The 13,116-nt window shown below is 62.7% G+C and carries 14 protein-coding genes; 10 read left to right on the forward strand and 4 right to left on the reverse strand.

Annotated features, from left to right (window positions below; translation table 11 throughout):
• Positions 1 to 101: 101 nt before the first annotated feature.
• From K8R92_06710 to K8R92_06730, 5 genes are all read left to right on the forward strand, one after another.
• Entirely contained in the window at positions 102 to 1,043 is a 942-nt protein-coding gene (locus K8R92_06710; GenBank protein MCE9619582.1) for a hypothetical protein, read from the forward strand.
• 184 nt (positions 1,044 to 1,227) lie between these two features.
• On the forward strand, positions 1,228 to 2,145 hold the full coding sequence (locus K8R92_06715) for a hypothetical protein (GenBank protein ID MCE9619583.1): 918 nt from the start codon (positions 1,228 to 1,230) through the stop codon (positions 2,143 to 2,145).
• A gap of 38 nt (positions 2,146 to 2,183) precedes the next feature.
• A complete protein-coding gene (locus tag K8R92_06720) occupies positions 2,184 to 2,867 on the forward strand; it encodes a nitroreductase family protein (protein MCE9619584.1) in 684 nt (227 codons plus the stop codon).
• Positions 2,864 to 3,271 (forward strand): hypothetical protein, encoded by a 408-nt coding sequence (locus tag K8R92_06725; protein MCE9619585.1) that lies wholly within the window; start codon positions 2,864 to 2,866, stop codon positions 3,269 to 3,271. Before K8R92_06720 ends, K8R92_06725 begins: the two co-directional genes overlap by 4 nt.
• A gap of 11 nt (positions 3,272 to 3,282) precedes the next feature.
• Positions 3,283 to 4,470, forward strand: a complete 1,188-nt coding sequence (locus K8R92_06730) for an alpha/beta fold hydrolase (GenBank protein ID MCE9619586.1) — start codon at positions 3,283 to 3,285, stop codon at positions 4,468 to 4,470.
• Here K8R92_06730 and cysK read toward each other — a convergent pair.
• Together cysK and cysE are read right to left on the reverse strand one after the other, a co-directional pair.
• Positions 4,467 to 5,459 carry a cysteine synthase A gene (gene cysK, locus K8R92_06735; GenBank protein ID MCE9619587.1) on the reverse strand — a complete coding sequence of 331 codons (993 nt, stop codon included), beginning with the start codon at positions 5,457 to 5,459 and terminating at the stop codon, positions 4,467 to 4,469. The two genes, K8R92_06730 and cysK, sit on opposite strands and share 4 nt — an antisense overlap.
• Positions 5,460 to 5,484: 25 nt before the next feature.
• On the reverse strand, positions 5,485 to 6,024 hold the full coding sequence (cysE, locus tag K8R92_06740) for a serine O-acetyltransferase (protein ID MCE9619588.1): 540 nt from the start codon (positions 6,022 to 6,024) through the stop codon (positions 5,485 to 5,487).
• A 66-nt stretch (positions 6,025 to 6,090) separates the two neighbouring features.
• On the opposite strand from cysE, the gene K8R92_06745 reads away from it, so the two are divergent.
• The 5 genes from K8R92_06745 to K8R92_06765 all read left to right on the forward strand — a co-directional run bounded on the left by K8R92_06745 (position 6,091) and on the right by K8R92_06765 (position 10,370).
• Positions 6,091 to 7,821 (forward strand): cation:proton antiporter, encoded by a 1,731-nt coding sequence (locus K8R92_06745; GenBank protein ID MCE9619589.1) that lies wholly within the window; start codon positions 6,091 to 6,093, stop codon positions 7,819 to 7,821.
• 282 nt (positions 7,822 to 8,103) lie between these two features.
• Positions 8,104 to 8,748 carry a hypothetical protein gene (locus tag K8R92_06750; protein ID MCE9619590.1) on the forward strand — a complete coding sequence of 215 codons (645 nt, stop codon included), beginning with the start codon at positions 8,104 to 8,106 and terminating at the stop codon, positions 8,746 to 8,748.
• Between the two features lie 224 nt (positions 8,749 to 8,972).
• Positions 8,973 to 9,665: a YXWGXW repeat-containing protein gene (locus K8R92_06755; protein ID MCE9619591.1), complete on the forward strand. Its 693-nt coding sequence runs from the start codon at positions 8,973 to 8,975 to the stop codon at positions 9,663 to 9,665.
• An 85-nt stretch (positions 9,666 to 9,750) separates the two neighbouring features.
• Positions 9,751 to 9,936 carry a hypothetical protein gene (locus K8R92_06760; GenBank protein MCE9619592.1) on the forward strand — a complete coding sequence of 62 codons (186 nt, stop codon included), beginning with the start codon at positions 9,751 to 9,753 and terminating at the stop codon, positions 9,934 to 9,936.
• Positions 9,930 to 10,370: a hypothetical protein gene (locus K8R92_06765; GenBank protein ID MCE9619593.1), complete on the forward strand. Its 441-nt coding sequence runs from the start codon at positions 9,930 to 9,932 to the stop codon at positions 10,368 to 10,370. The genes K8R92_06760 and K8R92_06765 overlap by 7 nt, the downstream gene beginning before the upstream one ends.
• A gap of 39 nt (positions 10,371 to 10,409) precedes the next feature.
• On the opposite strand, the gene K8R92_06770 is transcribed toward K8R92_06765, so the two are convergent.
• Positions 10,410 to 11,624 (reverse strand): urate hydroxylase PuuD, encoded by a 1,215-nt coding sequence (locus K8R92_06770; protein MCE9619594.1) that lies wholly within the window; start codon positions 11,622 to 11,624, stop codon positions 10,410 to 10,412.
• Positions 11,625 to 11,709: 85 nt separating this feature from the next.
• Positions 11,710 to 13,104 carry a DUF2141 domain-containing protein gene (locus K8R92_06775; GenBank protein ID MCE9619595.1) on the reverse strand — a complete coding sequence of 465 codons (1,395 nt, stop codon included), beginning with the start codon at positions 13,102 to 13,104 and terminating at the stop codon, positions 11,710 to 11,712.
• Between the last annotated feature and the right edge of the window lie 12 nt (positions 13,105 to 13,116).

Consider the following 13,116-nt stretch of genomic DNA (forward strand, 5'->3'; position numbering starts at 1 on the left):
TCGGGTCATTTTGAATTTTTGAGAATTTTTCCTTGGTCAAACCGGGCTTATAGGTCATATTGCTGCGCACGATCTTGTTTCCATTTTCAAGGCCCACACCCATGCACCGCACCACAAATGCAATCTTCGCTCTCGCCCTCCCGCTCTTCGTCGCCTCGATTGCTTCGGCTCAGGCCTATACCTACGGCCAGTCGTTCGATGCGCTGCCTTCAAGCGGCGCCGCGGCCGACATCACCGGCACGGCGACTCCGCCATTGGGAAGCCAGGGCGCCTTGGCCGCGATCTCCGCGGTCGACTGCTCGTGGCAAGCCGCTCGCATCCTCGGAACCGGAACCGCGGCCATGAAGTTGACCGTCGACACGGGTGCTGCGAACACCGGTACGGTGTATTCCTACGGGAACACCGCTGCAAGCAACCGATCGCTCGGCTCGATCGCCAGCGGCACCACGGTTCCCGCATTCGGCGTGGCGCTGACCAACCACTCCGGATTCACGCTGACCACGGCCACCATCACCTTCAAGTCGCAGCAGTGGCGGTCGCCAAGCGATTCGTCCCTATCGAACCATGGCGTGGTGAACACGCTCAAGTTCGCCTACGGCTTCACGCCTGCGGGCATGACCAATGCCAATTTTCTCTCATCCGCTTTGATGACCGACGAAGCCACAGGCAATGTGGTCAGCGGACCGAATTCGGGATCGCAGACGGCCAGTGTGGGACTGGTCGATCTGGGTACGAACACCGTGACCCTGACCGGAATCACTTGGAACACCGGCGACGTTCTCTACCTGCGCTGGCAGGACGCCAACGATGCGGCCAACGACGCCGGCCTGGCGATCGATGATTTTCTGGTCACCGCGGATGCGGGCGGAAACCCATGCCCGATGGATCTGGACTTCTCCGGCGAAGTCGACGGCGGCGACATTGGGCTGGTGCTGCTGGACTTCGGCCCATGCCCCGGCTGCTCCACCGATCTCGACGGCTCCGGCGAAGTGGATGGCGGCGACATCGGACTGGTGCTGCTGGACTTCGGCGCCTGCCCCTGACGCATTCTTGAACCAGTGCAAACCGCGCGGCGCCACTTCGGCGCCGCGCTTTGCTTTTCCTGCGCCGGTCGCACCGAGTGAATGACGTTCAATGGGATTGATTTCAATCAATCGATGCCTTGCATTACACTGTTCATCGGTCGTGAATGCGTTCGCACATGCTGACTCGAAAGGTCTCTCGCCCATGAACCGCACCATCACCCTCCTCCTTGCCCTCCCGATGGTTCTCGCTTCGATCGCCTCAGCGCAGGCGTACTCCTACAGCCAGAACTTCAACTCCCTGCCGTCAAGCGGCGCCGCGACCGCCATCAGCGGAACGGGTCCATTGGCAAGTCAAGGCGCCCTGACCGCGATTTCCGCTGCGGGCACTTCATGGCAAGCCGCTCGCATCGCCGGAACACTGACCACACCGGTCAACCTGATGGTTGACTCCGGTGCATCGAACTCGGGCGCGATTTTTTCCTACGGCGCGACCAGCTCCGGCAATCGCTCGCTCGGCTCGCTCGCCAGCGGATCCACCGTGCCTGCGTTCGGAGCCGCGATCACCAACACCTCGGGGGCCATCCTGCATGTGGTCACCATCAATTTCGAGTCGCAGCAGTGGCGCTCCTCGAGCAATTCCTCGGCCACCGTGCTTGGCGTGGTCAACACGCTCCAATTCGCCTACGGCCTTTCCACATCGGGCATCACCAGCAGCAACTTTCTCTCCTCCGCCCTGATGACGAACGATCCCTTCGGAGACGTCATTGGCGGGTCGCCTTCCGGAACCACCACCGCCAATGTGGGATTGGTCCAGTTGGGGCCGACTTACATGACCCTGAGCGGAATCAACTGGAACCCCGGCGACACTTTCTATTTTCGCTGGCAGGACACCAATGATGTGGCCAACGATGCTGGTCTCGCCATCGATGATCTCGTCTTCAGCGGGTACATCTGTCGCTCCGATCTCAATGGGGACGGCTATGTGGATGGCGCCGACATGGGGCTCCTGCTGCTCGCCTTCGGCAACTGTCCGGGATGCCCGGAAGACCTCGACGGCGATGCCGTGGTGGACGCCGCCGACGTTGGATTGATGCTGCTCGACTTCGGTCCATGCCCTTGAGGCGAATCTGAACTAGTACGATGCGGGCGCCGCCCGCCATGTCGCAGCCCGTCTTCATACACCACCGCTCCGCCGCACCGCAGCCCGACGCGACAAGTGCGTCGCGGGATTTCTATGAACGCATGAAGCAGCGACGCAGCGTGCGGATGTTCTCCGACAAGCCCGTCCCGCGCGAGGCGATCGAGAACATCATCCGCGCCGCCGGCACGGCGCCCAGCGGCGCCAACAAGCAGCCCTGGCGCTTCGTGGCCGTGCAGGATCCCGCCCTCAAGAAGGAGATCCGCATTGCGGCCGAGGAGGAGGAGCGCGAGTTCTATTCCCGCCGCGCCAACCCTGAATGGATCCGCGACCTGCGGGCCATCGGCACCGACGAGCACAAGCCCTTCCTGGAGATCGCCCCTTGGCTGATCGCGGTGTTCAAGCTGGCCAAGGACGACCTGATGCAAAACGACTCCGACCAGGTCTACTACATCAACGAGTCTGTCGGCATCGCCGTGGGGTTTCTGCTGGCCGCCGCGCACCATGCGGGTCTGGTCGCGCTGACCCACACGCCCAGTCCGATGAAATTTCTGACCTCGATCCTCGGGCGCCCGGCCCACGAGCGACCCTACCTGCTCATTCCATTGGGATACCCTGCGGAGGATTGCATGGTGCCGGACATCCATCGCAAGTCGCTTGACCAGATCATGTCGGTGGACCGCCGGGACAAGGAAAATTCATGAACACGAAATACCTGATGGTCGCGAGCAGCGTCGCGCTTGGAGCAGCGGGATTGGCCGCGACGTTCGCCCCGGTCGAACTGCTCGGCGCCATGCATGGGCCGACGGACCAGCCGCTTCCCGTTCTGGTTCAGGTTCTCGGTGCGCTCTACATCGGTTTCGCAATGGTGAACTGGACCGCCAAGGGCTTCGTGGTCGGCGGCATCTATTCCCGGCCGCTCACGCTGGGCAATTTCGTGCACTTCACTGTGGGCGCGATCGCCCTGCTCAAGCATGAATACGCGATTGGCTTCTCCGGGCCGCTCCTGTTCGCTTCGATGGCCTACGCGATCTTCGCGATCTGTTTTGGATACCTGGTCTTCGGCCGCGGCGCCGCTTGCGCGACCACCACCAGTCAATCGCTATAGGGAGATTCTTCATGCGCCGACTCGCACTTCTGCTTTGCATTGTCCTCTCCGCATGCGCCAAGCCGGACCTGGCGAAGACTCCTCCGGCGCCGGATCCAACCCGTCCCGCCCAAGTCCAGAACGCGTCGGCTTCGCCAGCGACGATGCCGGCCCAAGCCGGGCCGGCACCAAACACCCCCGCTGCACCGAACTATCCCGCGCCGGTCGAGGGCGACTACCTCATCAAGGACTTCCATTTCCGCAGCGGCGAAACGCTGCCGGAGCTGCGGATCCACTACCGCACCATCGGCGAGCCCAAGCGCGACGCCAAGGGCGAGGTGCGCAACGCCGTGCTCATCGGCCACGGCACCGGCGGCGCGGGAACCCAATTCCTCGGCCCGCAATTCGCCAATGTGCTCTTCGGCCCCGGCGGCGCGCTCGACGCGAACAAGTATTTCATCGTTCTCGCCGACGGCATCGGCCACGGCGGTTCGAGCAAGCCCAGCGACGGAATGCACGCGCGCTTCCCCCACTACACCTACGACGACATGGTCGCCGCGCAATACGAGCTGCTCACCAAGAAGCTGGGCGTGAACCACCTGCGCCTGGTCATGGGCACTTCGATGGGCGGCATGCACACCTGGGTGTGGGGCGAGACCTATCCCGACTTCATGGACGCACTGATGCCGCTGGCCAGCTTGCCCGTGGAGATCGCGGGCCGCAACCGCATCTGGCGGCGCATGGCGATGGACGCGATCCGCGACGACCCCGAGTGGCTCGGGGGCGAGTACAAGACCCAGCCGCTGCACGGCCTGATCGCGGCGGAAAATATCCTGCTTGTCGTGGGCAGCGCGCCACTCTACTGGCAGAAGCAATACCCGACGCGCGACGCGGCGGATGCCTTCTACGCGCAGCGGGTGAAGGACGCGGTCGCCAAGCTCGACGCCAATGATCTGCTCTACCAGCTCGGCTCATCGCGCGAATACAACCCGGTGCCAAAGCTGGACACGATCAAGGCCTCGCTGCTGGCGGTTAACTCCGCGGACGACCAGATCAACCCGCCGGAACTGGGCCTGATGGAGCGCGAGATCAAGAAGGTCAAGCATGGCCGCTTCGTCCTGCTGCCCATCACCGACCAGACCCGCGGCCACGGCACGCACACGCTGCCCCTGATCTGGCAGGATTATTTGAGGGAATTGCTTGCGGAGACGGAGCGCTAGTTGCCGACGCGGGCGAGAAACTTCTCGTCCACCGTGCTCACCTTCAGGGCGGCCGCCTCGCCGCGCTCCTTCTCCGCCAGCAGCGTGGAGAGATAGCGCTCGGTGTAGCTCGGAATCACGACCACGATTTTCTTGCCCCGGTTCTCGGGTTTGGACGCCACGCGGATGCCCGCCGCCACGGCGGCGCCGGAGGAAATCCCGACCGGAATCCCCTCCTCCTTGATCAGTCGCCGGGCCATGATGATCGCCTCGTCGCTGTTCACCTTCTCGATGCCGTCGATCACGCCGCGGTTGAGGTTCTTGGGAATGAAACCCGCGCCGATGCCCTGGATCTTGTGCGGCCCCGGCTTCTCGCCGGAGATCACCGCGGATTCCACCGGCTCCACCACGATGATCTTGACGGTCTTCTTGTGCTGCTTGAGCACTTCGCCGACGCCGGTCGCCGTGCCGCCGGTGCCCACGCCGGTGACCACGATGTCCACCATGCCGCCGGTGTCGCGCCAGATCTCCAGCGCCGTGGTGTTGCGGTGGATCTCGGGATTGGCCGAGTTCTCGAACTGGCTCGGCACAAAAACGCTCTCGTCCTGCTCCTGGATCTCCAGCGCCTTGGCCACGGCGCCGCGCATGCCCAGCGGCCCGGGGGTCAGGATCACCTCGGCGCCGAAGAGCAGCAGCAAAGTGCGCCGCTCCTGCGACATCGTCTCGGGCATGACCAGCGTGAGCGGGTAGCCCTTGGCGGCGCAGACAAAGGCCAGCGCGATGCCGGTGTTGCCGCTGGTCGGCTCGACCACGCGCTTGCCCTTCTTGAGCTGGCCGCCCTTCTCGGCGGCCTCGATCATGGCCAGGCCGATGCGGTCCTTGACCGACCCGAGCGGATTGAAGAACTCCAGCTTCAGCAGCAGCTCGCCCGGCAGGTTCTGGCCGATGCGCTGCATCTTGATGAGCGGAGTGTTGCCGATGGTCGCGGTGATGTCGCTGAAGACGTTCATGCTGGTTTTTCCTTCGACGAGGGTGCTAGATGACATAGTCGGTCTGGATGTCGTGGACGGGGGTGACGCGCTTCTGGGCCTTGCCGTAGAGGCCGACGATGGTCGAGTTGGGCGGCACGCTCTCCACCACAACGGAGTTCGCGCCGATGCGCGAGTCGTCGCCGATGGTGATATTGCCCAGCACCTTGGCGCCGGCCCCGATCACCACGCGATTGCCGATGGTGGGATGGCGCTTGCCCGGGACCAGCGAGACGCCGCCGAGCGTGACGCCGTGGTAGAGGATGACATCGTCGCCGATCTGGGCGGTCTCGCCGATCACCACCCCCATGCCATGGTCGATCATGAAGTTCCGGCCGATTTTCGCCCCGGAATGAATCTCGATGCCGGTGAGCCAGCGCGAGAATTCCGCCAGGGCCCGCGGGAAAAACGGGACTTTCAGCTCGAAGAGGAAGTGCGCCATTCGGTAGATCGCCAGCGCCTTGATGCCGGGGTAGAGCAGCAGAATCTCGATGGAGCTCTGCGCGGAGGGATCGGATTTCTTGTAGGCCTGGATCAGGGATCGCATTCGGGGGCGAGTGTATACATTTCATTATCGAGTTGACTCGACCGCTGGCGCCACGGACTGCCTCCCTTGCACGAACTCATCCAAGACATCACCTTCAGCATCGTGGCGGCCTGGCTGCTCGGCCTGCTCGCGCACCACTTCCGCCAGCCCGTGCTGCTGGCCTACCTGGTCGGCGGATTCGTGCTCGGGCCCTCGTGCAGCCGCATGGTGCAGTCGACGGAGAACATCCACTCCATCTCGGAGCTCGGGCTGATCTTCCTGCTCTTCATGATCGGCCTCGAGATCGACTTGAAGAAGATCATCAGCGCCGGCAGCTCGATCACGATCACCGCATTGGTGCAGATCCTGGGCGGCGCCGCCCTGGGGGTGGGATTTTTCTGGGCCTGCGGCTTCGGCCTGGGCGGCGGCAACTGGGACGCGCTCTACCTGGCCATCGCCGCGGCGCTGAGCAGCACCGTGATCATCGTGAAGCTGCTCTACGAGAAGCAGGAGCTGGACACGCTCACGGGGCGGATCACGCTGGGCGTGCTGGTGCTGCAGGATCTCGCCGCGATCGTCTTCCTGGCGATGCAGCCGAACCTGGAGAATCTGGCGCCCGGAATCCTGCTGATGTCGCTCGCCCGCGTCGTGCTGCTGGTGACCATCACGCTGGCGATCAGCAAGTTCGTCCTGCCCGCGGTGTTCCACCGCATCGCGCGCTCGCCGGAACTGGTGCAGGTCGGCGCCCTGGCCTGGTGCTTCCTGGTGGGCGAGCTGGGCGCCCGCCTGGATCTCTCCCGCGAAATGGGTGCCCTCATCGCCGGCGTGGCACTCTCCACCTTCCCCTACGCCCTCGACGTCACCGCCAAGGTCACCACGCTGCGCGACTTCTTCGTCACGCTGTTTTTTGTGGGTCTGGGCATGCAGATCCCCGTGCCCTCCTTCGCGCTGGCCCTCTGGACCGTGGTCTTCTGCGTGTTTCTGGTGGTCTCCCGTTTCCTCACCACCTTCACGCCGCTCTTCCTGATGAAGCAGGGACTGCGGACCAGCCTCATCACTTCGATCAATCTCAGCCAAGTCGGCGAGTTTTCGCTGGTGGTCCTGGCGCTGGGCACGCAGGCCGGACATCTCAAGGACCCGACCACCGCCGGCATGGTGGGTCTCGCCTTCGCGCTGCTGGCGGGAATTTCCAGCTTCGGCATGTCGCACTCGGACAACATCGTCCGCCGCATGATTCCCTGGCTGAAGGCGCGGGGATTCCGCGATCTTGATTTTACCCACGACGACACGCACGCCCCGGGCGGACACCCCGAGGGAAAATCCCGCATCATTTTCCTGGGCTTCTTCCGCACTGCCAGCTCGCTTCTGGAGGAGATGCAGCGGCACGCGCCGGATCTGATCGGCGACACCACCGTTGTGGATTTCAGCCCCGTCGCCCGTGCCGGCCTCCTGGAGCGCAAGATCCGGGTGATCTACGGCGACATCAGCCAGCGTGAGACGCTCCTGCATGCGGGGGTCGATCGCGCCGAGGTGCTCATCTGCACGGTCCCCGATTCCTTCCTCAAGGGCATCACCAACGAGCGCCTGGTGAAGGTGCTGCGCGAGCTGAATCCCGAGGCAAAGATCATTTCCACCGCCGATGTCCTGAGCAAGGTCGACACGCTGCTCCAGGCCGGCGCCGATTACGTCTCCATCGCCCGGCTTCGCGAAGCCAGCGATCTGCTTGAGGTGGTGCGGGCCGCGACCGATGGGTTGCTCGACGAAAAGCGGGAGCAGCTGAAGACCATCCTTGGCGACAGGCGGGAAGTCCTGGGCTGAGGCCAATGGGGTCTGGGATCGCTCCCTCCAAAACATCGCAAGTCTTTGAAATGAAATAAGTTACAGAAGTTTTGTCTTTCAGAATTCTGTTCTCGGAGGATGGGAGGAATTTTCGCAAAGCAAAATTATTTACAGGGAATTTTAAAAAAGGTGAAACATTTTCTGGACATCCAGGATTATCGGCGCAGTGTGCGATTGCTGAAGGTTCCGTTCAACTGGAACAATCGGCACAAGCAGGTGATGGGAAAAGGTTCTGAAAATTTCATTTAAGGGAAAACAAGAATGTCAAATTCATTTGGACTGGGAAAAGTTTCGGCTGTCGCCACTTCGTTGCCGCTCGCGGTCGCCCTCATGGGTCTGACCGGAATGGCTTCCACCAGCAATGCCGACATCGCCGCCTCCTGGAGCGGAGACTTTGGCGTGGGACTCACCGTGGGTGCGAGCTCGAACACCGCCTGGGGCCAGACCTTCCTGTCGCACGCCACCGGCCTGCTTCAGAATGTGTCCATCGGCTACATCGGCAGCAGCGGTTTCCAGGACATCACTCTGACCATCTGGACCACGGATGGTGGCAATCCGGATGTGGCGATGGCAGCCCGGTCTCTTCACCCCAGCCAACTTGGGGGATATCCAAATCCCTCCATCTTCGACTTCAGCGACGATCCCATCTGGATCCTGGATGGCCAGAACTACATGTGGAGCCTTTCCGTGGCCAGCGCCGATGATGGCATGCAGGGCATTGCAGCCTCCTACCTGGGGGGCTATACGGAAGGCTCCCTCAAAGTCTCCTTTAACGGAGCTGCGGGCCCATGGAACAGCGGCTATCAATACAGCGTTCCGTTCGAAGTCAACACCGTGATTCCAGCTCCGGGAACGGCCGCGTTGCTCGGACTCAGTGGTCTGCTGACCTCCCGCCGTCGTCGCTGACGACTCCGGACGGCAAACACTTCACAAAGAATCAAACCCCGGTCATCGACCGGGGTTTTTCATTTGAACAAGGTTGAGTCGCTCTCGTACGGCGGGCTTCTATTGCGGACCGCTCCGCCTCGTTCATTCGCCTTTGCAATTAATTCACTTCGCGTCCGTTTGCCGATGGAACTCGCGTCGAACATGAAATCTCAGTGTTGCTCGATCACGAAGCGGTGACAAAAATGAAAACTCAAGCGTTGGCTCTGGCGGCGGTGTCGGTGTTCCTGGCTTCAAACGGATGCGCATCCACGACCTACAGTCCGCCGAGCCGGATTCTCATGGGAGCGGTGGCCGGCAGCCAGCCAGCGCCGCAACCGATTCAACCTGCAGCGCAGGGCCGCCCTCTAAGCGTTGCCGACGTCAAGTCGCTGGCGAAGGCCGGCATCTCCGAGGACATCATCATCAGCCAGGTGCGTGCCTCGGGCTCGACGTACAGCCTGAGCGCCGCGGACATCATCGATCTGCGCGACGCAGGAGTGAGCAACCGGACGCTTGACTGCATGATCAACGCCGTGGGATCCGGCAGCTCCTCATCCGACGTCCAAGTGACGCAAATCGCCCCGCCACCACAGGAGCAGCAGGTTGTGTATGTGAGCCAGCAGCCGCCGCCGCCGATCGTGGAAACCGTGGTGATCGCGCCCGGCCCGGGCTATGTCTGGATCGGTGGCGAATGGTGCTGGAACAACCGCTGGTCCTGGCGAAGAGGCTATTGGTGCAGGCCCCCTCATCCGAACTCCATTTGGATCGGCGGCTCGTGGGGTCGCAGCGGCTCCTGGCATATCGGCGTTGGAGGTGGCGGACCTGGCGGCGGGCATGCTGGTCCCGGGCGCGGCGGCCCGGGCGGCTGGGAGCATCGGCCGGGCCACTGGCGTTGAAATCACCTGACGCAATCCGCGACAACACCCTGATATTCTGAACCCCGCCTTCGTTGGGCGGGGTTTTTCTTTCGGAGATTTCACCATGCGATTCCTCATCCTCTTCGTGCTGTGGTGCATCCTGCTGGTGCTCTGCTGGCCTCTGGCACTGCTGGCGCTGGTCGCCGCGCCGGTTCTCTACCTGCTGAGCGTGTGCATTGGCGCACTGCTCGCCCTGGTGAAGGCGATTCTCTTTCTTCCCGCTCGCGTGCTCGGCTGGCGGCCGTGCTAGCCCAGGCCGACGAGGCATTCCTGAAATCGTTTGAGGAGTGCACGCTGCCCTTCGAGCAGTGGAAGCATCCCACGCACATCAAGGTGGCCTACCTCTACCTGTGCCAACTTCCCTATGAGAAGGCGCTGGACAAGATCCGCGCCAGCATCAAGCGCTACAACGCTGCGACCAAGACGCCGGAGTCGCTGGATCGCGGCTACCACGAGACCATGACGCAGGCGTGGATGCGGCTGGTCGACTTCACTCTGCGTGAATATGGCCCGGCGGCCGGCGCGGAGGAATTTCTGCAGGCCCAGGAGCACTTGCTGAATCGCAAGGCGCTGCGCTTCTTTTACTCGCGCGACCGGATCATGTCGTGGCAGGCCAAGGCGGAGTTCGTGGAACCGGATCTGGCGCCCTTTCCACGCAGCGGCAAGGCGAATTCGAAAACCTGATTCGCGGGCGCGCCACGCTTGGCGGGTCGCACTGTCGAATCACCGCGTCTTGAGATAGGCGATCAGGGAATCGAGCTGCTCCTTGGTGAGCGAGACCGGCGGCATGGTCGGGGGAAACCCGCGGACGATTTTCGCCTGCGGCCGCTCGATGGATTCGCGCAGGTAGGCCTCGTCCGCCACCACTTGGCCGCCATCGGCCAGCAGCACGGTCGAGTTGCAGATCTTGTTCAGGTTCGGCGCCAATTGCGCGGAGCCCGCCTGATGGCAGGCGGCACAGCCCTGGGCGACAAACAGCTTGGCCCCCTTCTGCTCCGGGGTCAATCCGGCATCCGACGAGCTCGCGGGCATGATCAGCAGCACCTTGATGAGCCCGCACGCGATCAGGAAGACCGCCAGGATTCCCACCAGCCAGCCGCTGAAGACGTAGCGTGAATTCATCAGGAACTTCACCAGCATCAGCGCCACGATGACCACGCCCAGGATCGGCGAGAGCCAGTCGGCGCTGATGAGCTGCGGAAAGTGCGCGCTGAGCATCATGAAAAGAACCGGGAAGGTCATGTAGTGGTTGTGCATCGAGCGGGTCTTCGCCGCCTTGCCGTACTTCAGGTCGTGCGGCTGCCCCGCCCGCAGCGCCTCCATGAACTTCCGCTGGTTGCGCATGATGTGGAAGAAGACGTTGGCCGTCATCGCCGAGCCCAGCATCACGCCCACCTGCAGGAAGACCGCACGGCCGTTGAAGTATTGATTGAAGAACACCGTCGCCGACATCAGCAGCGCGAACGAAAGAAGGATGGCGAGCGCCGGAACTTCCTTGAGTTTGCTGCGCCAGATTAGGTCGTAAACCAGCCACCAGCCCACGATGCCGCCGGCGCTCAGGCCGATGGCGGCCCAACCCGAAAGGTCGGACTTGGTCGCGTCGAGAAGCGGCGTGCCGCCGTTGATGTAGAAGACCGAAAGCAGCAGCAGCGTTCCGGTGATCCACGTGGTGTAGGACTGCCACTTGAACCAGTGCAGCGGCGAGGGGATCGCGCCGGGATTCATGACGCGCTTCTGCAGGTGGAAGACGCCGCCGCCGTGGAGCATGTCCAGGTGGCCCAGCAGATCCTTGTCGGGATTGGGTTCGCCGGACTTGGGGGCGACCAGGTTCAGCTCCATCCATGTGAAGAGGAGCGAGTTGCCGATCCACATGATCGAAGCCAGCACGTGCACGAAGCGGAAGATCACGCTCAGCCAGCCGGCGACTTCGGATTCCATGGCGGGATCGTAGCGAAGGGGCGTGTTGAGCCGGCGCGCTGGCGCTCGCTAATGCATCCGGCTCCCCCGCCGGACACGCGGCGAATTACTCGAGCACAATCTCGACCGTCTTCGGCGAGTCCTTCAACTCGAACGCCAAGTCATCGAAGTTGGAGCCGGTGACTTTCGAATCCGGATGAAAGAAGGCCAGCGGTTCGCCCGGATCGGGGCGGCCATTCTGATTGTGATCGTGGAAGGCTCCGACCGCGTACTTGCCCGCGGGAAGGTTGTAGAACGCGAAGTCGCGCTGCTCGGTGTCGAGCAGCGCCGAGCCGGCGTATTTTGACTTCTGGTCGGTGATCTCGCCCTGGTTTTGAAACACCGCGATCCGCGCGAAGGCACCGGGAGCCTTGACCCGTACCCGAACCAACAATGTCGCGCGGTCATCGAGCGGGCGCACTGTGGACGCGGAGGGATCGAGCAAGTGGCCGGCGATGGCGTCCAGCTGGTTGTTCAGGCCGACCTTCGGAAGGTTGCGGCTGAGCAAGGACTGTTGAGCGGCCGCGGTCAGGGGTTCGAACTTTGCGACGCTGAGATCCTTGCCAAACAGATCCTGGTAGGCCGTTCCGCTTTTTGTGGAATAGTCCAGTGCGTTCACATCGAACGCGAAGACACGCGAGTCGTTGCCCGGCTTGATGTGGACGCGACCCTTGCGGACCTCGTAGACCGCCGACCATTGCGTGCGGTAGGTCGATCCCTTTTCCGCGACCTTCTCCAGCTCCGCGAATGAGCTTTCGACGGAGGGCGTCGCGTCGGGCGCCTCGACTCCGAGCCGCAGCCGCGCGTAGCGAACCCACGAAGTGTTTCCATTCAGCTTGAGGGTGCGGAGCTTGTCGAACACAAGTTCGGAAAGCCGGTGCGTGTCGTTCGTGCAGACCAGCGCTCCAAGGCCGCCGCGTTGCACCTTCGGCACGCCATCGATGAACTCGACCAGCGCCCGGTCGCCTGAATCGTCCGCCAACATGTAGTGGATTTTCCCGGCGATCGGGCGGATCGACAGTTCGTCCAGGTGGGAGACGACCTCGGCCACATTCGCGCGAGTGTCGAGCTGGTACTGGATCCATTCCAGCTCGCTGATCGTGCGCGCCGCGGTGGCGGGATAGACGGTTTCGTCGAGCCAGAGCATTTCGATGGCCAGGCCGCGCTGGTTGATTCCGCCGTAGGGCAATCCGGCGCCGTACTGCGTGAAGGTGAGGCTTCCGTAGATGGAAGTCCAGCTCGTAGGTTCGCCGCCAAAGAGCGGGAGCGAACTTCGCTTCACACCGATCGGGTTCTTGACCAGGTAACCCCCGTCGAAATTCCAATCGAAGTTCTTCGCGAGCAACACTTCGTCCTTGCCCTTGAGCGCGAATGAGGAGCAGGGCGCCATCGCGAGCATGGAACTCCAGCCGACCATCGCGGCGGTGACAAGAAGAACGGCAACACAGCGAGGCAGCATCATCGCAGGATACTT

The sequence above is a fragment of the Planctomycetota bacterium genome (assembly GCA_021414025.1).
Taxonomy (GTDB): Bacteria; Planctomycetota; Phycisphaerae; order Phycisphaerales; family SM1A02; genus SYAC01.

Excerpts from the sequence above, each read along its gene's own strand:
- K8R92_06710 (MCE9619582.1), top strand. The coding sequence starts at position 102 with ATGCACCGCACCACAAATGCAATCTTCGCTCTCGCCCTCCCGCTCTTC.
- K8R92_06715 (MCE9619583.1), top strand. The coding sequence starts at position 1,228 with ATGAACCGCACCATCACCCTCCTCCTTGCCCTCCCGATGGTTCTCGCT.
- K8R92_06720 (MCE9619584.1), top strand. The coding sequence starts at position 2,184 with ATGTCGCAGCCCGTCTTCATACACCACCGCTCCGCCGCACCGCAGCCC.
- K8R92_06725 (MCE9619585.1), top strand. The coding sequence starts at position 2,864 with ATGAACACGAAATACCTGATGGTCGCGAGCAGCGTCGCGCTTGGAGCA.
- K8R92_06730 (MCE9619586.1), top strand. The coding sequence starts at position 3,283 with ATGCGCCGACTCGCACTTCTGCTTTGCATTGTCCTCTCCGCATGCGCC.
- cysK (MCE9619587.1), bottom strand. The coding sequence starts at position 5,459 with ATGAACGTCTTCAGCGACATCACCGCGACCATCGGCAACACTCCGCTC.
- cysE (MCE9619588.1), bottom strand. The coding sequence starts at position 6,024 with ATGCGATCCCTGATCCAGGCCTACAAGAAATCCGATCCCTCCGCGCAG.
- K8R92_06750 (MCE9619590.1), top strand. The coding sequence starts at position 8,104 with ATGTCAAATTCATTTGGACTGGGAAAAGTTTCGGCTGTCGCCACTTCG.
- K8R92_06755 (MCE9619591.1), top strand. The coding sequence starts at position 8,973 with ATGAAAACTCAAGCGTTGGCTCTGGCGGCGGTGTCGGTGTTCCTGGCT.
- K8R92_06760 (MCE9619592.1), top strand. The coding sequence starts at position 9,751 with ATGCGATTCCTCATCCTCTTCGTGCTGTGGTGCATCCTGCTGGTGCTC.
- K8R92_06770 (MCE9619594.1), bottom strand. The coding sequence starts at position 11,624 with ATGGAATCCGAAGTCGCCGGCTGGCTGAGCGTGATCTTCCGCTTCGTG.
- K8R92_06775 (MCE9619595.1), bottom strand. The coding sequence starts at position 13,104 with ATGATGCTGCCTCGCTGTGTTGCCGTTCTTCTTGTCACCGCCGCGATG.